Genomic DNA, 26,281 nt, shown 5'->3' on the forward strand with positions numbered 1-26,281 from the left:
AAAAAAATCACTGAAATCAAAAAATATATAATGAAGACAAAAGAAATTTCCCGTCCATCGGTTAAACAAGCCAAACCGCGTGTAAACGTGGTAACATTAGGCTGTTCAAAAAATATTTACGATTCGGAAATATTGATGGGCCAGTTGAAGGGCAACCAGTTTGATGTGGTGCATGAGGCCGAGAAGGTAGGCAAAAATGATATTATTGTAATTAATACCTGTGGCTTTATTGATAATGCCAAACAGGAGTCAATAGATACTATTCTGCAATACAGCGAGCTTAAGGAGCAGGGCAAGGTGGGCAAGGTGATTGTAACAGGCTGTTTGAGTGAGCGCTATAAACCAGAGCTTGAAGCCGAAATTACCAATGTTGATGCCTACTTTGGCACTAACGATCTGCAGAACTTATTGGCATCTGTAGGCGCGAATTATAAACATGAGTTGATAGGTGAACGTTTGTTAACCACACCATCGCACTTTGCTTATTTTAAAATTGCTGAAGGCTGTAACCGCCCTTGCTCGTTTTGCGCTATCCCGCTGATGCGTGGTAAACACCTGAGCTCGCCTATTGAGCAATTGGTTGAAGATGCCAAAAGATTGGCTAAAAACGGCACTAAAGAATTGATCCTGATTGCACAGGATCTTACTTATTATGGTCTTGATCTTTATGGCAAACGTAATTTGGATGAACTGCTTCGCCGTTTATCTGATGTGAACGGTATTGAATGGATCAGGTTGCAATACGCTTATCCTTCAGGTTTTCCGATGGAAATCCTGGATGTAATGAATGAGCGCGAAAACATCTGCAAATACCTGGATATGCCATTGCAGCACATTACCGATAATATGCTGAAATCGATGCGCCGTGGTATCACCAAGCAAAAAACCATTGATATTGTAAACGAGATCCGCGACCGCGTTCCGGGCATTGCAATGCGTACTACGCTGATCACCGGTTACCCGAGCGAAACCCAGCAGGATTTTGAAGAGATGGCTCAGTGGGTTGAAGATACCAAGTTCGACCGTTTGGGCTGTTTCACTTACTCGCACGAGGAAAAAACCCACGCCCATAGTTTGGTTGATGACGTACCTGAAGAAGTTAAACAAGAACGTGCTGATGCCATTATGGAAATTCAGCAGGGCATCTCTTTCGATAAAAACCAGGAAAAGATCGGCAATACCTATAAAGTGCTGATTGATAAAAAGGATGGCGGTTACTTTGTTGGCCGTACCGAATTTGATTCGCCTGAGGTTGATAACGAAGTTTTGATTGACGCAAGTATTGACTATGCTACCGTTGGCAGCTTTGTTAACGTGAAGATAGACAGCGCCGAGGACTTTGACCTTTATGGACAAATTGTAAAATAATGTTAATTTGCAGTCGGCTGTAAAGCGATTTGCGATTTATAATCTAATTTCGACATCAGCATTTAATTTTATTTGCTGATGTTTTGTTTTAGGGCAAATCTGAAACCGAGCATCCAAAACATGAATCAACGAAATGGACGCATCCTGTATAAGTTATAAAGACACCGGTTTTTTTTCAAACACAGTTGCCGAATACATCGACAATAAACCCGAACTACAACCTTTTTATGGTTACCGCCCTGATATGGCCGGTTTTGCCGAATTTTTGAAAAATAAAAAGGTTGTTGCAGATCGTGAAGTTTTGGTACGTGTTTTAACTAAGCAGTACGAATGTTTAGGTAAAGAGCCCGGTAAATTATGCACTTATTCAACCGCGCTCACAGCCCAAAACCTGGAGCTGTTAAAGCAGGATAATACTTATACCATTACAACCGGGCATCAGCTCAATATCTTTGCCGGGCCTTTATATTTCCTTTATAAAATTGCCACCGCCATAAAGCTCGCGCAGCAATTAAAAGCCGCTCATCCCGATAAAAACTTTGTGCCTGTTTACTGGATGGCCAGCGAAGACCATGATTTTGCCGAGATCAATTACACCAACATTGGCGGTAAAAAAGTGCATTGGTGGTACGAGGCTTCGGGAGCCACCGGTCGTATAGACCCGGTGAGTATGCGTCAGGCACTTAACCAGTACAAAGGCGTTTTAGGCATGGAAGGCCACGCGACCGATCTTGCCGAAATTGTTGAAACGGCCTACACCAAATTTGATAAGCTTGCCGATGCTACGCGGTACCTTGTTAATTCACTTTTCGGCCAATACGGCCTCGTTATTATTGATGCCGATGACCATGAGTTTAAAAAGGAGTTCGCGCCAATTATTGAGCAGGATATCATCGGTCAGCATAGTTTTAAAAACATTAGTGAAACCAATCAAAAGCTGCATGAACTTGGTGTGCATATCCAGGTTAATCCGAGGGAAATCAATTTCTTTTACCTGAAAGATCAACTGCGCGAAAGGATAGTTTTTGAGAATGACAGCTACAACGTCCTTAATACTGAAATTAAGTTTACCGAAGCTGAACTTAAAAAGGAGATAGCCGAATACCCCGAGCGCTTTAGCCCTAACGTGGTGATGCGCCCATTATACCAGGAATGTATTTTACCCAATATCGCCTACATCGGTGGCGGCGCAGAAGTGGTTTACTGGCTGGAATTGAAATCTAACTTTGATCATTATAAAATTGATTTCCCGATCCTGATTCTCCGCAACTCGGCATTGGTGATCAAAAAGGAGCAGGCTGCCAAAATATCCCGCATGGATTTAGATGCCTTGGCTTTATTTAAACAAAGCGATGCGCTGCAAACCTACTGGATCAAAAAGCACAGCGATCATAACCTGAGCATTGCTGAAGAATGGCGCGAGATGGAAAGCCTGTTCGAAAAAATAAAGCTGCGTGCCTACAAGATAGATCCTACGCTTTCTCCATCGGCTGCGGCTGTACAAGCCCGCCTCAAAAAGGCTATGGATAACCTGGAAAAGAAACTCATCCGTGCCGAAAAAAGAAACTATAGTGTGCGTTTAGAACAGCTGACCGCTGTTAAAGCCGAGCTGTTCCCGAAAGATAGCCTGCAGGAGCGTTCTGAAAACTTTGGCCTGATGTATGTGAAATGGGGACAAACTTTTATTGATGAACTGATTCGTCTGTTTGAGCCGCTTGATTTTAAGTTTACGGTGCTGACGGAGAAGTAGGAGATATCTCTCCATCACGTCATTATAAGGCACGAAGCAATCGCGAACTTTACAGAGTAGCATGATGGGCTGCTTTGCTAATGGGGGATTATTAATAATTATAATTTGATTTTTATAGGTATTAATGAGCTCCCTACGGTCGGTTGTCTTCGTATCTTATAATGACGTGTTTGTAAGTTATTGATTATTAAGCATGTTTTTTGATCGGCTTTATGGATATGGGCGTTGCCTGCGGCCCGTGCTATCCGCTCATACTACACAAGGCATTAGCCACAAGGCCGGTATCCGCTACTATCGCTAACGCCGCCCCCGCACACCATCGCTGAAATATATTTTATACGTCATTATGATTTTTTTCAGGTACCCTGATGGTTACTCGTAATGACGAGTACCAAGGCAACAAAACCCCGCTGCCGGAAAGAAAAATAGTAAGCCGGCAACAGGGCTCGCACACAAAACACAAGAATTTTTAATCCGACTTAAGACTTAGGGCTTAAAACTTCCGACTTTATTCCTCGCCCACCAGCTTAAACACCATTCCATCCATATCCTCAGTAATCCTGATTTGGCAGGCCAGACGACTTGCAGGTGGGGCATAGGGTAGGGTATCTAATACATCCAGTTCGGTATCTGTAGCGGTAAAATATGCTGCAGGGCCTTCTATTACTTGTACATGGCAAGTGGCACAAAGCGCCATGCCGCCGCAGGTGGCCAGGATGTCATATTCAGATGCCTTTAATACTTCCATCAGGCTCAGGTTTATGCCTTCCGGAATCTCGACTGGCCTGCTGCCGCCGTCGCGGTCAATTATGGTTAAATTTATCATGGCTAAAAAGCGCTTACACCGTAAACGGTGGTATATTTAAAACTTAGTTTTTGCTCAGGGTAAACATATTTGAAGGCACTCTGCGCCATCAACGCCCCCTCGTGAAAGCCGCACAATATCAGCTTAAGCTTGCCCGGGTAGATGTTGATATCCCCAATGGCATAGATTCGCTCGATATTGGTGCTGTAATCAGTTGTATTTACGGCGATGGCTGATCTGTCTATGTTTAAGCCCCAATCCGCAATAGGGCCAAGTTTAGGACTAAGGCCAAATAACGGAATGAGGTGATCTGCTTCAATATGGCTAACCTGCTGGTCGCGGTCGAGCAAGGTGATCTCGCGCAGGCGGTCATCACCGGTTAAGGCAACAACGTTTGATTTCAAGATCAGATCAATTTTACCTTCCCTGGCCAGTTCAAATACTTTTTCGGCACTGTCAGGCGCTCCGCGGAAAGTATCGCCACGGTGAACAAGTGTAACGCGTTCGGCTACATTGCTCAGGAAAACTGCCCAGTCTAACGCGGAGTCACCCCCGCCCGCCAATACCACTTTTTTATCGCGGAAATGCTCGGGGTTTTTCACCATATAGGCTACGCCTTTACCTTCAAAATCTGTAAGGCGGTCAATTTCAGGCTTGCGGGGCTCAAAGCAGCCAAGTCCGCCGGCAATTACTACCACCTGGCAATGCACAACGGTACCATCGTTGGTGATGATATTATAGGAACCATCTTCATTGCGCTGCAGGTTTTCAACCCGTTCGCCTAAACTGAAAGTTGGGTGAAACGGCGCTATTTGCAACATCAGGTTATCTACCAATTGCTGTGCAGTAACATCGGGATAGCCGGGGATATCATATATCGGTTTATGCGGGTAGATCTCAGAAAGCTGACCACCAACCTGCGGCAGTACGTCAATAAGATGACAGCGCATTTTAAGCAGCCCGGCTTCAAAAACAGCAAATAAACCAACAGGCCCGGCGCCTATAATACAGATATCGGTAGTAATATGTTCCATGTGTGATTGCCTTATGTTCAGCAATCAAATTTGGCGTTAAACTCGTTGGTAATCAAATGATATAAAGTAATATAAGATTACTTTAAGTTATAATTGGCGAGGCAAAAACGTTTAAAAAGTTCAATCAGCTTGCTATGTTTTCCGTGCAGCTGGATAAATTGAAAAGTGCGGAAAATCTCCAAACCTTTAACATCAATAATGCTGAGCTCGTTATATTTTAATTCACTCACTACCGATTGTATGGAGAGGAAAGTGGCAGTTTCTGAGTATAAAAGGTATTGTTTGATGGCGATGCTGCTCTCCAGTTGAATCTCAATATTAAGATCTTTAGGGTTGATCTGCACCGCTGCCAAAGCATTGAAAATAACATCCAGCGTACCCGACCCGGCTTCCCTTAAAACCAGTGGAATGGAGGGTAATTGTTTGGGGGTGATCTCGGCCTTTTTGGATAACTTATTGTTAGCGCTGGTTACCAATACAATTTCATCCTTAATGAAATCAGTATAAGATAATTGCGGCGAATGGGCTGCACCTTCAACAATAGCGATGTCTATTTTTTCGGCAAGAACCAGCTGCGAGATCTGATCTGTATTGGCCTGGATAAAATTGAAGGTAACCTTAGGGTATGTTTTTTTGAACATAGCCAGCAGCTTGGGCAAAATGGTCTGTGCCACCGTAGTACTGGCCCCTATATGTAGTGTGCCGGCTTCTAAGTTGTTAAGCTGAGCCAGTTCGGTTTCAAGCTCGGTATAAGTTTGGAAGATCTTTTCGGCATATTTCTCTAGAATTTTACCGGCTGGGGTGAGGGCTATGTTATTGCCATTACGTTTAAACAACTGTATGCTAAGCTGCTGCTCCAGTTCTTTGATATGTTTGGTAACGGCGGGTTGGGTAATAAATAATTCGGATGCCGCTTTGGTAAAGCTCAAACGCTGTGCAACCGTATAAAAAACCTTCAGCCTGAAATCAAATATCATTGAGCCAATTTAGGAATAATGCTTAATATCTTAGCTAATAATAAAGCGTCATTGCGAGTAACCATTAAAGAACCAGAAAAAAAATTGATGACGTTTAAACTATGTTTTAGGGATTTTGCGCGAGGGCCGCGTTAGGGATAGAAGCGTAAAGCCCACAGCGCGGGTTGGGTTTGCGGGCAGGAAAGGCGAGGACTTGCAGCGGATAGCCCGGCCGCAGGCAACGCCCATATTATAAAACAAATCAAAAAAGCACTTAATAATCAACAACTTACGGCAACGTCATTATAAGGTACGAAGACAACCGACCGTAGGGAGCTCATTAATACCTATAAAAATCAAATTATAATTATTAATAATCCCCCATTAGCAAAGCAGCCCATCATGCTACTCTGTAAAGTTCGCGATTGCTTCGTGCCTCCTATAACGAAGTGCAAAATGCGGCTTTTACGCTTCTTGGCATAGCTGCTTTTAATTAGTAGCCAATTGCGGGCTGGCATTTTTGCGTTTCAGGATTAATGCCGCTATCAGCGCAATTACCAAACCAACAGGCAAGATCTCCATATAAGTAAGCACTATAACACCAAACGGGCTTTTATACATATTAACATACCTGGCCATGCTTGCTTCCTGCTGTTTAAGTTCGGCATCTGTTGCGCCATGGGCTTTGGCTTCCTTTAAAACATGGGCAACGTATTTGGTCATGAAGTCGGGAAAGAAATTGTAGAGTTCGATAAGCCATATAATTACATAAACAGTTGAGGTGATCAGCACAATATAAAGACCAATCATAAAGGCTTTGCCGAAACTGATTACGCCTCCATTGTATTTATCGCGGTAATTTTTGATGGCTACAAATATTAGTGAGAAGGCCAGTAACATGGAGCCATAGCCCACCCACATGTTGCCCTGAAAGTTGGGATTATTATAACACAGGGCACCCGAAATGCCTCCGGTTGCGGCAATGATTAAACCGGAGATTGATCCAAAAACAAGTACATTCTTTTTCATATCGTTTTATGTTTTGATAGAACAAATTTGGCTTGTCAGAAACTTTTCGGGCTCATACTTTAGGGTGATTTTGAAAATACCGGCTAATTTCAGTACTAAAGTATGATCCCTTTTAGGGGATGATGGACAATCGTTTCCCCATTTCAACAGCTTGAGTACGGCGCTTTACCTCCATTTTTTCAAATACCTTTGCGGAATGCGTTTTGATGGTATTTAACGATACAAACAACCGCTCCGAGATTTCCTGGTTGCTTAGTCCTTCGGCCATCAATTGCAAAACATCCAGCTCGCGTTTACTGAGGCCCAGTTTTTCTACTTCGCGTTGGTTAATGGTAAATTCAGGTCCGCTATTTACATACACCTGTTTTTCTATCACTACAGTTTTAGGTTTGGTAAGTTTAAGTGCAAGCCAGATACCGAGTGCGGTAAAAAGCACGGCTATAGCACCCATGTACACCTCATAAGCGTTATTAACTATTACAAACTTTAATTCCAGCCATTTTAGCAAAAAAAGCAATACGGCAAGGCACAGCCCGTATAGTATGGTGTGCTTATTTTTTGCCAGCAGGTTTGAAGCCATGTTATGGTAACCGATTTACATTAAATTTAGGATATTTTAAACAAAGCAAGAAAAGCCTGTAAACAAAAAAAAGTTGCCCATAAATCTGCTATTTTATGTTATTTATAATCAGTTATTTAAAGTTTATATAACTAAATAATTTATCCAATAAGCATTTTTTTAACATATATTTAACCTAAAAGATGTATTTATTAATTTATTAATAGTATTTTTGTGAACTAAATCTTATTAATAAATCATGGTAAAAAGCCTAAACCCCAAGTTTTTAGCTGCGGGAGCAGTTATTTTATTTACATCCATTTTTTCAAGTTGTACAAAAGATCTTGTCCGTGCGCCTGGAGCAGATAATGTACAATCATCAAAATTAACTACGCATTCTGGCGTAGATAATAAGTATGACCTGCTTGGTTTTGGTTATGATATAACCGGAGAGTATGCCAGCTCAAATTCTGCAACCTACCCTGTGATCGACATGGACAAACTGGTACAAAATGAACCCGGCCGATATGTACCGGATAATAATGTTAGCCAGTATGCCGAATACGCCGCTGGTGGGAACGCTTCGGATTATTTGCATAGCCTAACAGTAAATACTACTTCAACACTAACCCCGGCAGGAGCAAGTAAGTTTTGGAGCGCAACACTTACGGTAAACTTTCATGAAACAAGTAAAATTTCATCAAAATATTCGTATGCAAGCGCTTCGCTTATCATAAAGCAAAAAAGGTTAAAATTTAATGCGCCGATTGATCTGATTAAAAGCACCTACTTAACTTCTGTATTTAAGTCAGACGTTGCCTCCATGTCGGCCCAGCAACTGGTGACCAAATATGGTACCCATGTTTTAACGGATATTATTTTAGGTGCCAAGCTAAATGTTTTTTATCGCTCACAAACCTCAAGCTCCAATAGGGGACTATCTGTAAAAGCGGGTTTAGACGTGCACGGTATGTTCCGCACATTTGGATTTAAATCAGACGTAACTTATGCGGATTCGTCTGTAAATTCAAATTATGACCAGACAATGTATTACAGCACCGTGGGCGGCGATGGAACTAAAGGAGTATTTGGTCAGCTAAGCCTGGATAATAGCGCTCCTAAAGTAGATATTGCTCCATGGCAAAGCACTTGCACTCGTGACAATGCTGCTTTTATACAAATAAGCAATGCACCTGGTACCCTCATCCAGCTTTCAGATTTGATTGATGACGCTGCGAAAAAGCAAGCGGTAGCAGATTATATTACACAGTATTTGGCAAGTCATAATGTCATTACATTGATTTATGGAACAACTCCTTTGTACAGGTGTTTTAATACCAGGAATGGCGACCGTATATTAACCGAAAAACCGCAAGAATTGGCCGGAAATTCAGACTGGCGCATAGAATCGCAGATGGGTTTAATATATACAGATTCATCAATGCCCGGGACAAAACCGTTATACAGGTACTTATTAGCAGGTGTTCAACATTTCTTCACTACCAATTTTAATGAGTTGGGAAATGGTTCGGGTTCAACTGTTCTTGAAGGTATCCCGGGATACCTTAGCAGTACCCAAATAACAGGAACAATACCTATTTACCGTTACGCTCCAGTTAAAGGCGGTGCGCATTTTTATACCACCAACTTTAATGAATTGGGCAATGCCGGCGGTAACAGCGGATATGTTTACGAGGGTATAATAGGATACATTCAACAACAACAATAGTTATTCCCTACAAAGTTTAGTAACCAAAAGAAGAGGCTGTCTCACACCACCAGTGTGACAGCCTCTTTTATTTAATTGAGTAGGCGGAGAACCTTTTCATTTACGCTCCGGGTTGCTCATTTATATGATGCACCCTTGTATTTCAAGTAAATTCAGATTATTCTGTTCCTTTTTTCACTGCATCTTTTTTAGCCTTCTTTTCGGCTTTCATTTCAGCGTAAGCCTTTTTCTGCTCCGGTGTAAATATCTTGTCGAGTTTTTCAGTTGCCTGTTTTTTGATCTTCTGATCGGCCAGGTGACTTGTTTTTTTATCTTGTTTTAATTTTTTCAGGCTATCAATGCTTGTAGCCTGGGCCAGTAAAACCGCATTTACTTTTTTGGTTTGGTCGGCAGTGAGTTTCAGATGTTTTTGCAGATGTTCGGTTTTATTACCGGCTTTTTGAGCGGGTGTTTTTTCAACTTTTTGTTGTGCACTTGCGGTAAAGCTCAGGCCGCCGGCCAGGGCCAGCATCATCAGTATTTTTTTCATGGTTCGTTATTTTTTTGGATAATTAAAGCTATTGACAATATAGATGGGTTTTAGTTTAAATAGCTAAATATTTAAGTTTGTTTTACAATTAAATTAAACCAAACGGCCTTTTTATGGTCGTATAGTAGCATATAAGTTAAATCTTTTAATTAATAACCCGGACACTATGAAAAAGGCTGTTAAGTACTGGTGTGGCTTTGTTTTGTTGTTGAGTGTTTTTACCGTACTTACTGCCTTTTTGCCGGGCTACCCTGTAAATCCCGATTTAAAATTTCCTTATAAAAAAGCCGGCTTAACCCCCGAACAGGCTGCGGCTCATTTACTAAGCCGTTTTACATACGGCGCTACACCCGGTGAAGTAGAAGAAGTAGTTAAAATTGGCCCGGAAAAATGGTTCACCGCTCAGCTGGATGCCCAAATGCCGGATGATTCCCTAAATCAGCTCCTGGATAAATACGATGCTTTGAAGCTGAGTAATACCGAAGTTGTAGCGCAATACCCCAAAGGAGGCCAGGTTTTACGTATGGCCGTAAAAGATGGTGTAGTTAATAAAGATTCAGTAAAAACTGATAAAAAGGCTTATCGCGATCAGTTGCAAAATTATATGCAGCAAAACGGTTTAAAACCTGAGCAGGAATTGCTTCGCCAGTTTATCAATCAAAAAATATTAAGAGCTGCTTATAGCAATAACCAGTTACAAGAGCTGATGACCAGCTTTTGGTTTAACCATTTCAACGTGTCCGTTGTTAAAAATGATTGCTCTCAGTTTATTCCGGCTTATGAGCGTGATGTGATCCGTCCTAATGCTTTGGGGAAATTTAACGACCTGTTACTGGCAACAGCCAAATCGCCGGCCATGCTATATTACCTGGACAATTTCAGCAGTTCGGGCAATAACAATGATATGCAACAAGGCAATCAGCCCCCTCGCCGGCGCTTAGCACTGCAAATGCAAAATGCGGATACAAGCCGTGTAGCTAATATGCCCAAACTAAAGGCAAAAAAAGCCCAGGGGCTTAATGAAAATTACGCCCGTGAGGTAATGGAACTACATACCCTTGGGGTAGATGGTGGTTATACCCAGCAGGATGTTACCCAGGCAGCAAGAGTACTTACTGGTTGGTCTGTTTACCCTATGGGGGCTTACGGTAATGCCGGTCAAAAGTTAATGAACCGCCTCGGTGATGATAAATTGCAAAGCCGTGGTTTTGTTCGTGAAGGCGATTTTTTGTTTAATCCCAACAGGCATGATAATGGTGAAAAAACGGTTTTAGGTCATCATTTTGCTGCCGGCGGCGGTTATGATGAAGGGGTGCAGCTGCTTACCATGCTGGCCCATCAGCAAGCTACGGCAAAGTTTATCTCAAAGAAATTAGCTATCCGTTTTGTGAGCGATAACCCGCCACAATCGCTTATAGATAAAATGGCCCGCACTTTTATAAATAAAGACGGCGATATTAAACAAGTATTGATCACCATGGTTGATGCGCCGGAATTTTGGAGTGCAGCGGCCGTGAGGGAAAAAACAAAATCGCCGTTTGAGCTTGCTATAGGTTCGGTGCGCGCCTTGCATGCCGATGTTAACCAGCCTTACCAACTGTTTAACTGGATCAATAAAATGGGCGAAAAGATCTATTACTACCAGGCTCCCACAGGCTTTCCTGATAAGGGCCAGTACTGGATCAATACCGGCGCGCTGCTTAACCGGATGAATTTTGGTTTGGCGCTGGCATCGGGCAGGATTCCCGGAGTAAAGGTTGATCTGGCGGCGCTCAATAATCATCACGAACCCGAAAGCGCCCAGGCGGCGCTTACCACCTATAGTAAATTGATATTGCCCGGGCGTCCGCTTGATGAAACCATCAAACGGCTTACCCCAATGCTTAATGATCCCAAATTGATGGAAAAGGTTGACGAAGCCAGCGCCAAAACTCCTGCTGCAACTATGGCGCCCGCTAATGACGAAATGATGGCTCAACAACCAGGCTTGAAAGGCAAGCGAAAAAATAATTTTATAGCGATGCAAGCCACAACTGGCAATAATTCAATGCTGGCACAGGTGGTTGGAGTAATTATTGGTTCGCCCGAATATCAGAGGCGGTAACAGCAGGAGGATTTAAAAATGGTATCAAGAAGAGGATTTTTAAAATCGGGCGGACTGGCCCTTTTAGGCGTAGGTTTGCTGGGAGGCATTCCCGGCTTTTTGGCCGAGGCTGCTGCAAGCGAAAAGATCTTATCGCCCTATAAAAAGAAAAAAACGCTTGTATGCATTTTCCAGCGCGGTGCTATGGATGGCCTCATGGCGGTTACCCCTTTTACAGATGACTATTTGAAAGCCGCCCGGCCAAACCTGTTCATGTCGGCAGCAAAAAGTGGTGCAGGTAATTCGCTGATTGATCTGGATGGCCGTTTTGGTCTGCATCCTGCCATGAAAGCCTTTGAACCTATGTTTCGTGAAAAAAGATTAGGGATAGTGCATGGTATTGGTTCACCCAATAATACCCGATCGCATTTTGATGCCCAGGATTACATGGAATCGGGTACACCATTTAATAAAGGTACATCAAGCGGCTGGCTTAACCGTGCTGTAGGATTACTTGGCCATGATGCGCTTACGCCTTTTACTGCTGTGAGCATGACCTCGGCCATGCCACGTTCTTTTTATGGCGATAACCCTTCGGTAGCCATCAGTAACCTGCAGGATTTTGCTATCCAGATGCGTGGTAATCCTACAGGAGCCAACATGGCGGCCAAAAGCTTTGAAGACCTCTATGATCAAACCGCATCCGGCCTGCTGAAACAAACCGGGAAGGAAAGCTTTGAAGCCATGAAGATGCTTCAGAAAACCGACATTAAAAATTATACGCCTGCAAACGGTGCTGTTTACCCTAATTCGGCATTGGGCAATTCGTTAAAACAAATAGCCCAGCTTATTAAAATGGATGTTGGCCTTGAGGTAGCCTTTGCCGAATCAAACGGCTGGGACACCCACTTTAACCAGGGCACTGAGAATGGCATCTTTGCCCGTAACGTTGCCGACTTAAGCAATAGCATGATGGCGCTGTGGACAGACCTCGGAACTTATCAGGATGATGTTACCGTAATGACTATGACCGAATTTGGCCGTACCGTTCATCAAAACGGAACCGGCGGTACGGATCATGGCCGCGCCTCCTGCAACTTTATTTTAGGCAATGATGTAAACGGTGGTTTAGTTTATGGCGATGTAAAGCCATTAGCTATCGAAAACCTTGAAGATGGCCGCGACCTTGCCGTAACTACCGATTTCAGAAGCGTGTTTAGCGCTGTTGCCGATAAGCACCTCGCGATAAATAATGATCACATACTTTTCCCGGATTGGAAAGGGGACAGGGTGAATGTGATGAGGGGATAAAATAATTCTGCCGCGGGTTTAGCGATAGCGTAACCCGTGGTTAAACATAGCTGAAGTTTCCAACTTCAGCGCCAAAATGAGACAGACTTGCAGTTCAAGTACTTGAAAACAGGCCAGAATTATACTCTTAAAGACTTACGAAGCTTTCAAAACTTCGTAAGTCTGAAATGAAAAAAAAACAATTACTTAATAGTATAAGTAAGCGTAGTATAATAAAAGCCACCAATCGACGGGCCTCCTAAAAACGAATTATAATATTTATTGGTGAGGTTGCTGGCGCCCAGTTTTACATTCAATTTGGTTTTCAGGAAATCATAGTTAACCTGCGCATCAATGGTTCCATAGTGGTCTACATTGCCATTTACTAAAAACGATTGCCAGTAATAGCCACTTTGCCACTTATAGGTTACATTAAACCCTAAATTGCCTGCCACCCTATTACCGCCGAAAGAGCAATTAGTGATCCATTGCGGTGTGTTGAAGCCATCTTCAAGCGCGTCCTCATTGGTTGTGCGCTGTAACTTAGCATACGAGGCATTGCCCGATAATTGCAGGTTGGCTGGCAAGTGATAGGTAAGCCCAATGCTGCCGCCAATATTGGTAACCTTGCTTTGCGAATTGGTCCATACGCGGTAGCGGGCCTGTTTAGTTTTATCATTCAGATAGTAAGGGATCGAATCGGCTTTTTGGGTATTGGGTACATTGATCTCTACCTGGGCAATAAAGTGATCATATTTGTTGTAGTAAAAGTCAGCATCGGCACTCAGCTTCCCATCAAAAAATAATGCCTTATAACCGGCTTCAAATGAGTTAATATGCTCAGGCTGCAAATAGGTATAAGGGTTCTTTTTTAATAATCCTTTTTCTTTTTCGATAGCTGCGTTTGTTGAAATCCCCTGGTTAAAATCATTTTTAACGGCAGTTTGGAAAGCATCAATTGAAGTACGCAGATACGAATTTTCAAAAATGCCGTTTGATACCACACGTAAACCTCCAATGCGTTTAACCCCGCCGCTGTTTACGTTAGAAAAAGCTTCGAAAATACTCGGAAACCGGTAGCCGCTTTGAAATGATACCCGGATGTTATGCTCAACAACCGGCGAAAATACCAATGTAAAACGAGGGTTAAGCTTCAGGTCAAAGTAATCGTTCCTGTCGCCGCGCAGGGTGGCCGATAGTTTAAGTTTATTGTCCCAAAGCTCTTTTGAGGCTTGTATAAAACCGCCCGTTTTGCTGTAATCTAAATTACTGAACTCCTTGCCGGGCACATAGTTAATGAAGTAATTGCCATCGGGATGAATGATATAAGTACGATGGTCAAACCCGGCAAGCAGATCCAGCCCGGTTTGTTTGATAAAATCTTTTGAAATGGCTTTTGAAATATCTGCCTGTCCTTCTATATGAAACAGATCGTCTTTAACGCGTAGGGCCGAACCTACGTCCCAATTATTAATATCGGCAAGTTTGTTAAGGGCGGCATTAAACGCTGGTGTTCCGGGCTGATATCTGCCTGCATCGGCAAACTGGCGGGCCTGGTTCAGGGCTTGCTGCACATTGGCCCCTGCGGAGGTGGCATTATTAAAACCTTTGGTAAAATCGGCATACCAGTCGTTGTCACTTTTAAAGTTGCGGTCTATGTTTTCGCCGGCGGAGCGCAGGTTGTATGATTTGCCGGTATTTTCGATAGTAAGGTAGGTACGCACCTGGAAAATATCATTCTTTAACTCCAGCGCGTGCTGCTGCAGGGTATAGCCCTTAAGCCTGAAACGGTTGGCCCGCTGATAAATATTATCCAGGTCGCCAAAACGGAAGGTATAGGTAAGCTGTGTGTTAGCATTGAATTTATAAGCCAATGCTGCATCCAGCTTCACATTGTGCAGCCCGTAGCTGGTAAGGTCTTTTTCGGCATATCCAGTGCGGGCAACCGAATACTGTTTGCCGCCGAGGGTGATGGTTTTCCTGTCGGATGATTCATTGCCATAGCCATTAATAGGATCATAGGCAGGGTTCTGCGGCCCGCCGGGAATACCGAGTTTGGTGTTGGCCGCAGCATTTTGATCGGTGGTGTTGTCGGCTATCCAATCGTAACCAGTGGTATAAGTACCATTCAATTTAAATGCGAATTTCGGCGAAAGCACCTGCGCTATCCTGAAACTGGTTTCTGAAAAGCTTTTTACCCCCGTTTCTTTATCGCCTACGTGGTTGATACCCGTTTTTTGTTGAATGGTAATACCGGGCGAAGTAAAAGGATCTTTGGTGATAAAATTCGCAAGTCCGTTTATCGCGTTCAGGCCGTAAAGCGCAGACGCAGTGCCGGGTAAGATCTCCACGCTTTCAATATCAAGATCGCTCGGCCCGAGCGCATTGCCTATAGGGGCACCTAAATGCGGTGCCTGGTTATCAATCCCATCAACCAATTGGGTAAAGCGCACATTGGTGGTATTGGCAAAACCGCGGGTGTTAATGATCCTGAAGCCAAGGCTGGGGGTAATAAGCTGCACGCCTTTTACATTTTCAAGGGCATCAAAAAACGACGGCGCTGCCGAAAGTTTGAATGCCGATGCCCTGATCTTCTCGATACTTACCGGCGAGCGTAAAATACTCTCGCTGATGCGGGATGCGGAGACAACTACTTCCTGCAGTTGCTTCTTTTTAATGGTAGTTGTATCGGCAGGGACTTTCCTGAGTGTGTCTTGCGCGTTCGCTGCTAAACACGTGCTTAATACTGATAAAGTTAAAAGTAGTTTTTTGTTCATGTGGTTTTTTAGGTTGCGACCATTAAAGTGAAGTGTAAAAATAACGTTATGTTTTAAAAAACATAACGATGGTGACGAAATTGGGATCTGCCGGGTTAGTCGGTTTTATCGCTAAAACCTTACACATAATTTGGCTCCTTTGATACGTATTGACGAAAAACTGAACTGATTTGTATAACAGCTGTTTATGCTTTGTATCTAAATTTGTTTAAACCGATATACCTATGAAAAGATTTGTCTTTTTGTTATGTTTCCTGTTGCCTGGTCTTGTCGTTTCGGCCCAGCAAATTAAAGGGACTTATGCTATTAGAAATGAGCAAACCGGTATGCTGTTACGGGTTAAAGACGCACAATCGGCCAATGGTACCCCGCTGGTAGCCTATTACCCCGAAAACTGGAAATGCATGACCTGGGATTTTCAACATGTGGAAGGCAGCACTTATAAACTGAAGAATCTTTTCACCAGTAAAACCTTTCAACCGGTAACCGAAGCCAATGCCGGAGTAGCACTGGAAGAGCAACCGCTTAATGCAGATAATGCTAATCAGCAATACGAGTTTGAGCCGATAGATAAAGATACTTTCCTGATTAAACTAAAAGGTACCGACCTGTACCTTACCCCATCCGACAAAAAGGGTAGTGTCAATTCAAAGATCATCCTCGCCAAGAAAACAAATACAAAGGATCAGTACTGGGATATTTACCAGCAATCGCCAACCATGTAATCATTAAAAGTAGTTAAATTTTATGGCGGGTTAATTTACCTGAGTATCAATCAGGTAAAAAAAAGCCGCATCGTTATATTTTGATGCGGCTTTTGTAATGTTATAATGTAAAAAGCTCTTTTTCTGATTAGCCAATAGCCTGCCTTATCTTTTCGGCAGTTGCATTAAATTGCTCGGGTGTGAACTTTTGTTTTGGGGCCGAAAAGTTAATGCTGCTCATTTCATTCATCGGGATAAGGTGGATATGTGCATGAGGAACATCAAGTCCCATCACAGCTACACCAACCCTGGGGCACGGAACAGCTTCTTTTAAGGCAACAGCTACTTTTTTGGCGAATAACTGCAAACCGGTATAAGTATCATCATCCAGATCAAAAAGATAATCAACCTCCTTTTTAGGGATCACCAGCACATGGCCTTCTGTAAGCGGAAAAATATCTAAAAAGGCCAAAAAATCATCGTTCTCGGCCACTTTATAAGCCGGGATTTCGCCTGCAACTATTTTTGAAAAGATGGTCATGGGGAGTGCGGTTGATTATGTTGATTTGGTGAGTAGTCGGATTTGTTTAGATAATTGATTAGGTGAACGATTGGTTATAACCTCTTAACCATTCACCTAATCAACTACTAACCTATCTGCTTATTTCCAGGATCTCAAATTCAATTTTTCCTGCAGGTACGGTGATCTCGGTTTTTTCGCCAACTTTTTTACCAAGCAGGCCTTTAGCTATCGGCGATGCTACAGAGATTTTGCCGGTTTTCAGATCGGCTTCACTTTCTGATACCAGCTGATAGCTCATGGTAGCACCGTTTTTAAGGTTCTTGATCTTAACAACAGATAGCGCCAGCACTTTTGATGTGTCTATTTTTGATTCATCAAGCAGGCGGGCATTTGCCAATGTTTCCTGTAACTGAGCTATTTTAGCCTCATGTAAGCCCTGTGCTTCTTTAGCAGCATCGTATTCGGCATTTTCCGAAAGATCGCCTTTGTCACGTGCTTCAGCGATTGCTCTTGATATATCGGCGCGGCCGGTTGTTTTTAATCTTTGTAGTTCTTCTTTTAATTTCTCTAAACCATCTTTGGTATAGTATGATACCTCTGCCATAACGCAAAAATTAATTAATATTTATTCCTGTCTGTAAACCAAAAAAAACCGCCCTTCCCTGTTTTAAGAAAGGACGCAACGCTTATAAAAGCAAACAAGACTATATAAGCCCTTTGCTTACATAGTCTTGCTATTTGGTAATTAACGAAGATAAGTGATTTAAGTTTTATTATCCAAATTTTTAAAGAGGGATTTTTTATTGTGTTTATGACGATTTATTTTTATCGGAGATTAATAAAGCCATAACTCAAAGTTCTTATTGCCACTTATTTATCCTTTCGGGCTTTTTCTGAAACTGTGCTGATAATGATTTTATCCTTGCTTTTAACAATAATCTGCGTCCTTCAATACTCCGGGTAAAAATAAGTTCACAAGGGCCAACTAATCGCTCCCATTGCTGGCTCAAATAAACTGCTCATACAGCTTCCTTGTATCAGCATTGCAATCAAATCTGATCTCATTTTTTATTCGCTCACCCAGCACATCATTTTCTTTTAATATTTCAACAACACGTTTCCGGCACAAGCCGCAGGTGTGTTTATCATAAAGGGCCTCCAATGGTTCCCGGCATTCCGGTGTTTTATTGGCGTAATAAATATTGGTAATGTCAATTACCAAACCTTCTAACTCATCGCCCGTACTGGCTTTTTTCATGAGAGTGGTCAGCAGTTTTTGATCACCTTTTTTATAATTTTCTATTAGAATTTTAGCAAAAAATGCAGGGCGCTTGCTAACAGCGATTTGTTCCAAAGCAAACTGCCTGATACTTTTACCCTTGAAAAGACCGAGCGCTTGAATAGCCAATATCACAATTCTCATGTTCATTGCCGGATCTTTAAGAGCCAGATTAAAAAGGAGCTCTTTATCAAGTGGAAACTTATGCTTTGTGAAAACCCGCAGTAATTTTTCGATGTTACTTTTATTTCGTTCAATTAAAAGTTGCTGTGCTATTAATTCGAGTTCGGCGCGTTTTAGTTTTCTATTAAGAAACCAAGTCCTGCTTTGCCGCAACAGGGCTTCTTTAACTATATTTTTATAAATGAGAGTGGGTTTAACCTGTTCATTGCGCTGGCCTATATTCCGCCGTACATCATCAGTATATATCCTGATAAAGCGGTTTTGCTCAGCAGCAATATCCAATTGTGTCCAGACATCAATTTCTGGATTTTCTTTTTGAAAGCTTTTAATGAGGTCATCGTCCTGCCAATCTTCCGGATTTTTTTCAAGGCGTTTGCCAAATTCTTCTGCAATAAATTTGAGGCCTTCCAGGCCATCAAGTTCCATGATCTGGTATGTACCAGCCCAGTCCGATCTCCAAATAGGATTATGAACGAAGCCATCATAAATAGCCTGTTTTGCTTCGGGATCACCCTCCTGGGCAAATATTTTAGTTAGGTCAAAAAGCTGTGTCAATGTCCAGGTATCTTTTTGAGGTTTTAAAAGGGCTTTCAGTACAGCTTTCTTTATTTTGTCCCTTTTACCTGAAAGGTTGATTAATTCAACAAGATACTCTTCCCTGCTGTGTTCACATTGCCCATCGTGCGCGAAATTCTTAACACAAGCTTTAATGATCTCCGCCGAAAAATCTATACCTGGATGGCTCTGGATCAGCAAATGCGTTTCACCCGTGCCCCGGCGTATGGCATTTTGAAATTTTTGTTTGATAAGGATGGTTTCTAACATCAGAAGGTATAACCCATTTTATCGCAGCAAGTTACTAAAAAACAAATTTAACACGGTGTTAAGAAATTGATCATCAATTTGTGCTTATCTTTCCCTCATGGCCTTACCCAATATTTTCACTGCACAGGTAGCTGATGATGTGATCAGCCGCATTAACAAGCTTACTCCGCAAACTGCGCCTCAATGGGGCAAAATGACCGTTGCACAAATGCTGGCGCATTGTTGCGTTTCATACGAAATGGTGTACGAAGACAAGCATCCTAAGCCGGGAGCATTCATGAAGCTGATCCTTAAAATGCTGGTTAAAAATAAGGTAGTGAGCGAAGTTCCTTATAAGCATAACAATCCAACTGCACCTGCTTTCATTATAACGGATGAGCGAGATTTCGCAACCGAAAAAGACCGGTTGATCAATTACATTCGCAAAACGCAGCAATTAGGTGAAAGCGCTTTTAACGGACGCCAATCACATTCATTTGGCCCTTTAACCCTTACCGAGTGGAACAATATGTTTTATAAACACCTTGACCATCACCTTACCCAGTTTGGTTGTTAAAAACCTAATTGAAAATGCAGGCCCTTCATCCGGCAGATTTTTGTTTACTTAGCAAGCCAGGTTCCTGCACCCAACCTGGATAACTTATATATGGAAAAACTAAATCCCGGAATCCTTAAAACCAAGCAACATTTTGAAATTCTTGACGGCCTGCGGGGCGTAGCAGCTATAGCTGTTGTTACCTTCCATTTTATGGAGATAGCTTACTCCGATTACAGTAAGGATTTTATAGGTCACGGTTTCCTGGCTGTTGATTTTTTCTTTTGCCTTTCTGGCTTTGTAATCGGCTACGCTTATGATGACAGGATAGGTAAAATGGGCATCAAAGAGTTTTTTAAATCGAGGCTGATCAGGCTGCATCCGCTTGTTGTTTTTGGCTCGGTATTGGGCTTGCTGGGGTTTATATTTGATCCGTTTAACGCTCAGCCTATCGCCCGTAGTGCAGGTAGTATATTACTGTTGTTTCTTAGCTCGATATTCATGATCCCCAACGCAACCATGACCGAGCGATATTTTAACCTGTTTGGTTTTAATGCACCCGCATGGTCATTGTTTTGGGAATATGCAGCCAATATTGTTTATGCGTTTGTGCTCTGCCGGCTTCACCGGCGCTATCTGATAGGGTTAGCTGTGATTGCGGCAATAGGTATTTGCTATGTAGCCGGCCGTTCAGGTAATTTGATGGGCGGCTGGAGCGGCGATACTTTTTGGGATGGAGGTGTGCGGATAGCCCATTCTTTTACCGCCGGTTTGCTGATTTACCGTTATAATCTTATCATAAAAAATAAGCTTGGTTTTATTGGTCTTTCAATTTTATTAATGCTGGCTTTCCTGATGCCATTCTCATCCTGGAACTGGCTTAGTGAGCCTTTTGTAGTTATTATTTATTTCCCCTTGCTGGTTGCATTAGGGGCGGGTACTGTTCTTAATAATAGCTTTCGTAAACTATGCGTTTTTTCGGGCAATATCTCCTATCCCTTATACATGACACATTACTTTGTGATGTGGATGTTTGGCAGTTATTATGCAGCAAATAAACCCGATGCAGCACACCTGGCATATATCATTATTCCTGGTTTAATTGTGCTTATTGCATTGGCCTACCTTGTTATGAAAGTGTATGATATCCCATTACGCCGATATCTTACAGAAAGAAGAAAGCAAGCTGTTAAGTAAAAGGAAATAGCATTATACTTGAGCTTAATTAAAGGTTAAGCACGCGGCTTACTAATACAGGTAAATTTAAAATCTGTATGTTTAAAGTGCTGAAAAAGTGTTTTTTATACACGAAAAAAATAGTATTTTTACAAGTGGTTCTGTGCATTTTTCTAATCTCCTTTTATGAGATGCACGCCCTTTTGGCACAATGAGGAAAACGTTAGTTATTGGTTGGCTTGTTATACTTTTCGCTATTGTAGGCGCCCTGTTTTGGTATAATGAGCTGCAATACCAACTACCCACGCCTGTGCCGGAAAACTATAAGCCGGTAAAACAAGGTGTTGTAGTATCCATCAATCCAAAACATTATAAAGACCATAGCAAGCCGCTGTTTCTTCATTTTTTTAACCCGAATTGCCCCTGTTCACGTTTTAATGTGAAACAATTTAAAGCTATTGTTGAGCAATATCGCAGCCGGGTAAATTTTGCCATTGTGATCATGAGCAATAAACATTTTACCGAAAGCGAGATCCAGGATAAATTCGGGATGAAGATTCCGGTAATATTTGACCCGTCGGTTGCCGAGGCCTGTGGGGTTTACTCAACACCACAAGTTGCCCTTATTGATACAGCGAGCAGGCTGTACTATCGTGGCAATTATAATATAAGCCGCTACTGTACCGATGAGAAGACAAGTTTTGCCAAAATTGCAATTAACGGTTTACTTAATAGTAATACCCACCTTACGTTTAATAAATTGGCCCTAATTTCATATGGCTGTCGCTTGCCCGATTGTCATAATTAACATACTCCTAAGTTTTAAGTAGTGACAGCAGCTATAGCTCATAACATCAATTTTCAAACTGAGATCAAGGACCGGTCAGACCGGTTGATGGATTATTTCCTGCCCCTGCATTTTGCCGTTGGCCTGGCACTGGCTTTTTTTTATGATACCTGGCTCATAGCTTTTGGTGTTGGCGGCCTTTGTCTGTTGGCTTATTATACTGCAAAAATAGCCTTGCCCAAATCTTCTTTATATCAGTATGTGCTGGCTGCCGTGTTAGGCATTTTCATGGCCCAGTATATTTACCAAATGCACGGGATGTTTGAAATGCACTTTTTCGCATTTATTTCAAGTGCCCTGCTTATCACCTACCAAAACTGGAGGCTGCAAATACCCCTGCTTATAGTAGTTATTATACATCATGCTACTTTTAGTTACCTGCAGGACATAGGGTTTGGGAACATATTTTTTACTCAGCTTAATTATTTTGACCTTCAAACGTTTGTAATCCACATATTGCTTACCGGGGTTATTATGTTCATATGCGGCCTTTGGGCATACCAGCTGCGCAAATACAATGAATTAAGAATTGTGCAAACCCTGCAAATGGCCGATTTGCAGCGCGAAGCCCAGTTATCGCTTGAGCGCAAATATAACGAGGAAGTTTTAGCGGCAGCAAATCAGGAGCTTCATTACTCAAACCAGGAACTTCAAAAAGCCCGCCTGGCGGCTGATCAGGCTAACCAGGAAAAAAGTATATTCCTGGCCACCATGAGCCACGAAATCCGTACACCTATGAACGGGGTTATCGGTATGTCGGCGCTGCTAAATGAAACCGAGCTTAATGATGAGCAGCGGATGTTTACGGAAACCATTATCAACTGCGGCGAAACACTGATCCATGTGATCAACAATATCCTTGATTTTTCGAAAATAGAAGCAGGTAGCCTCGATCTTGAACAGGAAGATTTTAGCCTGCGGCAAAGCATTGAAGATGTAATGGATATGTTTGCTGTTAAAGCAGGGCAAATAGGGCTTGATTTGGTTTACGAGATAGATGAAGAGGTGTCACCCTGCATTATCGGTGACCCGTTACGACTTAAGCAGGTGCTGATAAACCTGGTAAATAATGCCATTAAGTTTACCGAAAGAGGCGAAGTTGGCATTCATGTGGGTTGCCTTGAAAAGCAGCCCGATGGTTTGCTGAAATTGCAGTTTGATGTTTGGGATACCGGTATTGGGATTCCGAAAGATAAACTGCACCGCCTGTTTCGCGCATTTTCACAGGTTGATTCATCTACCACCCGCAAGTATGGCGGTACAGGCTTAGGCTTAGCAATTTGCCAAAAGTTGGTTACACTAATGGGCGGTACCATAGGCGTTCAAAGTTTACCCGGTGTAGGTGCAAAATTTACTTTTACGATAAATGCTTATCCCGGAGATGTATCAAATCAGCAGCCGGCAAGCTTTGATCTTGTAGAATTACACGGCAAAAAAATATTAGTGGTTGATGATAACCATACTAACCTGTCTATCCTTGAGCGGCAGTTTGATAGCTGGAACCTTAAAGCAGTAACGGCCGAATCTGGTGCTGAAGCATTGGTGATATTGCAAAAGAACAAAGATATCGACCTGGTTATTACCGATATGCATATGCCCGTGATGGACGGTGCTATGCTGGCAAAAATTATAAAAGATGAGTACAGTCACCTGCCCATTATACTATTAAGCTCAGTTGGCGAAGATTTTATCAAAGACAGGCGGGCGCTTTTCACTTCTATCATGAGTAAGCCAATAAAGCAACAGGTGCTTGGCAAGCAGGTTTTCATGGCGCTTAAAAGCAGTTCGGGCCAAAATGATGACAAACAGGTTAAAACCAAACTTTCGGTCGACTTTAGTGATAAGTATCCCTTTAATATTTTAATTGCCGAAGACAATGAGATTAACCAGCATGTTATTAAGCACATTTTAAGTAAAATGGGCTATAAGCCGGGCATTGTCAAAAATGGACTTGAGGCAATAGAAGCACTTTATCAAAATGATTATGGACTTATTTTGATGGATATGCAGATGCCGGTTATGGATGGGCTTGAAGCCACCCGGGTAATCCGGAAGGAAGATATTAAGCAGCCGGTTATTATAGCACTAACCGCTAACGCTATGACCGGTGATGAGCAGGATTGTTTGCAGGCCGGTATGGATGACTATCTCAGCAAACCTGTAAAGCTCGATGAGCTGATGAATAAGCTTTCGAAATGGCATACGACAATGACTAATAAAGCTACAGTGCGTTCGAACGCTTAAAATGAGTTAGTATGGCCCATCGTTAAGTTGATAATTGCAACAATACTTTTGCAAAACAAATTGACATTTTTTTTCATTTTTGTACAGCACAAGTTAATTATATTGAAAAAGAGGAAACATGAGGCTTCAAAATCATTGCTGGTAATGTCAGTAATGATTTTCTATTTGCTCATTGCAAGCAGCCACGTTTTTTTCCTCCCCCGCTTAACGCAGTTAAGAAGCACACATTCAACAGCGTTTAATTCAGTTTTTAAACGAAAAATCGAAACTGTAGGCAGTAGCTTCAATGAATCAAGCTATGTTCAAAGGCCTGATAAATCAACCCTTGAAGAAAAGAAATCGGTTACCGATTTGATCAGTGCTGTTGTAAGCAGTTTTATACTGCTGTTTTTTGCATTGCAGCTTTGGAAATTCAATCCAAAGCAATTGATCCGGAACTTCGGACTTATACCTCGATATCAATATACCTTTCTTTCCCTTTGCACTTTTCGCATTTGATCTGAATGATTGAAGGCCCTCCGCCTTTAGCTACGTCATCGATCATTTTCAAATAATTATCCATCGTTTACCGGTATGGTTTTCTGCTGCCATTGATCTGCATTCATGATCAACAGCGGTGATATTTACCGGTAAGCATATTTCGGAAAATCAAAACATGCGAATTTCAAAAGAGTTCTGCTGCCTGTTGATCAGTCTGCTCATAACAGCCTGTACATATGCGCAGCAGCAAAATAGTACCCCGGTTAGCTTAAAAACGTTGCTCAATAGCGTAAACCAAAACGCCCCAACCCTGCTAACCGATTCGGCGGCGATAGCCATAAAAAAAGCCATAGCTACCGAAACCCGCAGCAGCTGGCTGCCCAACCTTAAATTAAATTACCAGGCCGACTATGGCACCAACAACAACGTTACCGGTCCGTATTTTGGCTTTGGTATTATCCCGTCAAACTCAAGAGGTGTGCGCCCTGAAAGCAACACTACCAAAGTATCCGCTAATGTAGGAGTAGCCGCGCTCGACTGGGAGATCTATAACTTCGGAGCTTATGGCGCTCAAAATAAAGTGGCCAACTCTGATATCCAGGTGCAACAGAACCAGTTTGCTGATTCAAAGTACCAGCTACAGGCATATACCATTGGCAGCTACCTGCTGTTGTTGAAACTGGAAAATTTCCTGTCTATCCAGGCCCGTAATATCAACCGTAACAAAGAGATCCGGCGCTCGGTGCAATCGCTTGCTAAAAGCGGGGTACGTGCCGGGGTTGATACCAGTATAGCAGAAGCTGAGCTATCTAAAGCCCGCTTAAATTATATTGAGCTCAATAACCAGTTAAAACAGGTTCAGTTGCAATTGTCGGCTATTAGTGGCTTGCCTTATCAAACTATTGTACCTGATACCACTCTTGAGCAGGAGCTGATCAGTTCCGAAAACAACCTGCTGCCAACCGAAGTTGACACCGCTAATCATCCGCTGATCAACTACTATAAATCAGTGTATCAAAATAGCCTGCAACGGGAAAAACTTGTTAGTAAAAGTTACAATCCTAAAATAATGCTCGAGGGTGCAGTTTGGGGCAGGGGCTCAAGTGTTGATGCTAACGATCATTTTAATAGCTTAAGTAGTGGCTGGGGTTTCGACAGGAACAATTACCTGGTAGGCATAGGTGTTTCCTATAACCTGTTTGATATCCGCCGCCGTCAGCTAAAATTGCGCACGCAACGCGCCAATACCGATTATACCCGGAAAAAGCTGGAAGAGCAAAAGCAATTGCTGGCAGTAAGCGCCAATCAATCAAATGTGGAACTGCAAACTGCGCACGAACGCTTGCTGGAGATCCCTCATCAGCTTAAAGCCGCGACTGATGGCTATCGCCAAAAGCTGTCGTTGTATAAAAACGGCTTAACCGATATCATAGAACTCAATGCCGCGCTAAACATCCTTTACCGCGCCGAAACCGATTATGTACAGGCTAAATATGCTTACTCGAACGCACTGTTCCAGAAAGCCATTACCGAAAACCAGGTAAGTTCTGTATTAAACCTTTTAAAATAATTTAGC

The 26,281-nt window shown here is 42.4% G+C and carries 22 protein-coding genes; 12 read left to right on the plus strand and 10 right to left on the minus strand.

Features of this window, described 5'->3' with window-relative positions:
• Nucleotides 1–30 precede the first annotated feature (30 nt).
• Together rimO and bshC are read left to right on the plus strand one after the other, a co-directional pair.
• A complete protein-coding gene (gene rimO, locus AC59JO_RS14370) occupies nt 31–1,368 on the plus strand; it encodes a 30S ribosomal protein S12 methylthiotransferase RimO (protein ID WP_497306082.1) in 1,338 nt (445 codons plus the stop codon).
• Between the two features lie 133 nt (nt 1,369–1,501).
• Nucleotides 1,502–3,118, plus strand: coding sequence for a bacillithiol biosynthesis cysteine-adding enzyme BshC (bshC, locus tag AC59JO_RS14375; RefSeq protein WP_413669996.1), 1,617 nt, complete (start codon nt 1,502–1,504; stop codon nt 3,116–3,118).
• A gap of 508 nt (nt 3,119–3,626) precedes the next feature.
• On the opposite strand, the gene AC59JO_RS14380 is transcribed toward bshC, so the two are convergent.
• The 5 genes from AC59JO_RS14380 to AC59JO_RS14400 all read right to left on the minus strand — a co-directional run bounded on the left by AC59JO_RS14380 (nt 3,627) and on the right by AC59JO_RS14400 (nt 7,522).
• On the minus strand, nt 3,627–3,944 hold the full coding sequence (locus AC59JO_RS14380) for a 2Fe-2S iron-sulfur cluster-binding protein (protein ID WP_413669995.1): 318 nt from the start codon (nt 3,942–3,944) through the stop codon (nt 3,627–3,629).
• Nucleotides 3,945–3,946: 2 nt separating this feature from the next.
• Nucleotides 3,947–4,957, minus strand: coding sequence for an NAD(P)/FAD-dependent oxidoreductase (locus tag AC59JO_RS14385; protein WP_413669994.1), 1,011 nt, complete (start codon nt 4,955–4,957; stop codon nt 3,947–3,949).
• Between the two features lie 77 nt (nt 4,958–5,034).
• Nucleotides 5,035–5,934 (minus strand): LysR substrate-binding domain-containing protein, encoded by a 900-nt coding sequence (locus tag AC59JO_RS14390; protein WP_413669993.1) that lies wholly within the window; start codon nt 5,932–5,934, stop codon nt 5,035–5,037.
• 468 nt (nt 5,935–6,402) lie between these two features.
• On the minus strand, nt 6,403–6,942 hold the full coding sequence (locus AC59JO_RS14395) for a DUF4199 domain-containing protein (RefSeq protein WP_497306085.1): 540 nt from the start codon (nt 6,940–6,942) through the stop codon (nt 6,403–6,405).
• Between the two features lie 112 nt (nt 6,943–7,054).
• A complete protein-coding gene (locus tag AC59JO_RS14400; RefSeq protein WP_413669991.1) occupies nt 7,055–7,522 on the minus strand; it encodes a response regulator transcription factor in 468 nt (155 codons plus the stop codon).
• Nucleotides 7,523–7,760: 238 nt separating this feature from the next.
• Between AC59JO_RS14400 and AC59JO_RS14405 the strand changes: the two genes are divergently transcribed.
• Entirely contained in the window at nt 7,761–9,230 is a 1,470-nt protein-coding gene (locus tag AC59JO_RS14405) for an MAC/perforin domain-containing protein (protein ID WP_413669990.1), read from the plus strand.
• A gap of 157 nt (nt 9,231–9,387) precedes the next feature.
• Here AC59JO_RS14405 and AC59JO_RS14410 read toward each other — a convergent pair whose 3' ends face one another.
• Complete coding sequence (locus tag AC59JO_RS14410; protein ID WP_413669989.1) at nt 9,388–9,759, minus strand: hypothetical protein; 372 nt, start codon at nt 9,757–9,759, stop codon at nt 9,388–9,390.
• 166 nt (nt 9,760–9,925) lie between these two features.
• On the opposite strand from AC59JO_RS14410, the gene AC59JO_RS14415 reads away from it, so the two are divergent.
• On the plus strand, nt 9,926–11,863 hold the full coding sequence (locus AC59JO_RS14415) for a DUF1800 domain-containing protein (protein ID WP_497306088.1): 1,938 nt from the start codon (nt 9,926–9,928) through the stop codon (nt 11,861–11,863).
• Nucleotides 11,864–11,881: 18 nt separating this feature from the next.
• A complete protein-coding gene (locus AC59JO_RS14420) occupies nt 11,882–13,153 on the plus strand; it encodes a DUF1501 domain-containing protein (protein ID WP_497306090.1) in 1,272 nt (423 codons plus the stop codon).
• Between the two features lie 182 nt (nt 13,154–13,335).
• On the opposite strand, the gene AC59JO_RS14425 is transcribed toward AC59JO_RS14420, so the two are convergent.
• A complete protein-coding gene (locus AC59JO_RS14425; protein ID WP_497306092.1) occupies nt 13,336–15,909 on the minus strand; it encodes a TonB-dependent receptor in 2,574 nt (857 codons plus the stop codon).
• Nucleotides 15,910–16,133: 224 nt separating this feature from the next.
• Between AC59JO_RS14425 and AC59JO_RS14430 the strand changes: the two genes are divergently transcribed.
• Complete coding sequence (locus tag AC59JO_RS14430; protein ID WP_413669985.1) at nt 16,134–16,634, plus strand: RICIN domain-containing protein; 501 nt, start codon at nt 16,134–16,136, stop codon at nt 16,632–16,634.
• A gap of 127 nt (nt 16,635–16,761) precedes the next feature.
• Here the strand turns inward: AC59JO_RS14430 and AC59JO_RS14435 are convergent, their stop codons facing one another.
• The 3 genes from AC59JO_RS14435 to AC59JO_RS14445 all read right to left on the minus strand — a co-directional run bounded on the left by AC59JO_RS14435 (nt 16,762) and on the right by AC59JO_RS14445 (nt 19,024).
• Nucleotides 16,762–17,154 (minus strand): HIT family protein, encoded by a 393-nt coding sequence (locus AC59JO_RS14435; protein WP_497306094.1) that lies wholly within the window; start codon nt 17,152–17,154, stop codon nt 16,762–16,764.
• 112 nt (nt 17,155–17,266) lie between these two features.
• Nucleotides 17,267–17,740 carry a transcription elongation factor GreA gene (gene greA, locus AC59JO_RS14440; protein WP_091208700.1) on the minus strand — a complete coding sequence of 158 codons (474 nt, stop codon included), beginning with the start codon at nt 17,738–17,740 and terminating at the stop codon, nt 17,267–17,269.
• Between the two features lie 402 nt (nt 17,741–18,142).
• On the minus strand, nt 18,143–19,024 hold the full coding sequence (locus AC59JO_RS14445) for a hypothetical protein (protein ID WP_497306096.1): 882 nt from the start codon (nt 19,022–19,024) through the stop codon (nt 18,143–18,145).
• Between the two features lie 496 nt (nt 19,025–19,520).
• Here AC59JO_RS14445 and AC59JO_RS14450 point away from each other — a divergent pair, with 496 nt between their 5' ends.
• From AC59JO_RS14450 to AC59JO_RS14475, 6 genes are all read left to right on the plus strand, one after another.
• Nucleotides 19,521–19,979, plus strand: a complete 459-nt coding sequence (locus tag AC59JO_RS14450) for a DUF1569 domain-containing protein (RefSeq protein WP_497306098.1) — start codon at nt 19,521–19,523, stop codon at nt 19,977–19,979.
• Nucleotides 19,980–20,069: 90 nt separating this feature from the next.
• Nucleotides 20,070–21,155 carry an acyltransferase family protein gene (locus tag AC59JO_RS14455; protein WP_497306100.1) on the plus strand — a complete coding sequence of 362 codons (1,086 nt, stop codon included), beginning with the start codon at nt 20,070–20,072 and terminating at the stop codon, nt 21,153–21,155.
• A gap of 190 nt (nt 21,156–21,345) precedes the next feature.
• Nucleotides 21,346–21,942 carry a DUF6436 domain-containing protein gene (locus AC59JO_RS14460; protein ID WP_497306102.1) on the plus strand — a complete coding sequence of 199 codons (597 nt, stop codon included), beginning with the start codon at nt 21,346–21,348 and terminating at the stop codon, nt 21,940–21,942.
• Nucleotides 21,943–21,963: 21 nt separating this feature from the next.
• Nucleotides 21,964–24,225: a response regulator gene (locus AC59JO_RS14465; protein WP_413669979.1), complete on the plus strand. Its 2,262-nt coding sequence runs from the start codon at nt 21,964–21,966 to the stop codon at nt 24,223–24,225.
• 102 nt (nt 24,226–24,327) lie between these two features.
• Entirely contained in the window at nt 24,328–24,723 is a 396-nt protein-coding gene (locus AC59JO_RS14470) for a hypothetical protein (protein WP_497306104.1), read from the plus strand.
• A gap of 157 nt (nt 24,724–24,880) precedes the next feature.
• A complete protein-coding gene (locus AC59JO_RS14475; RefSeq protein ID WP_497306106.1) occupies nt 24,881–26,275 on the plus strand; it encodes a TolC family protein in 1,395 nt (464 codons plus the stop codon).
• Nucleotides 26,276–26,281 lie beyond the last annotated feature (6 nt).

Source organism: Mucilaginibacter sp. A5337 (assembly GCF_059690695.1).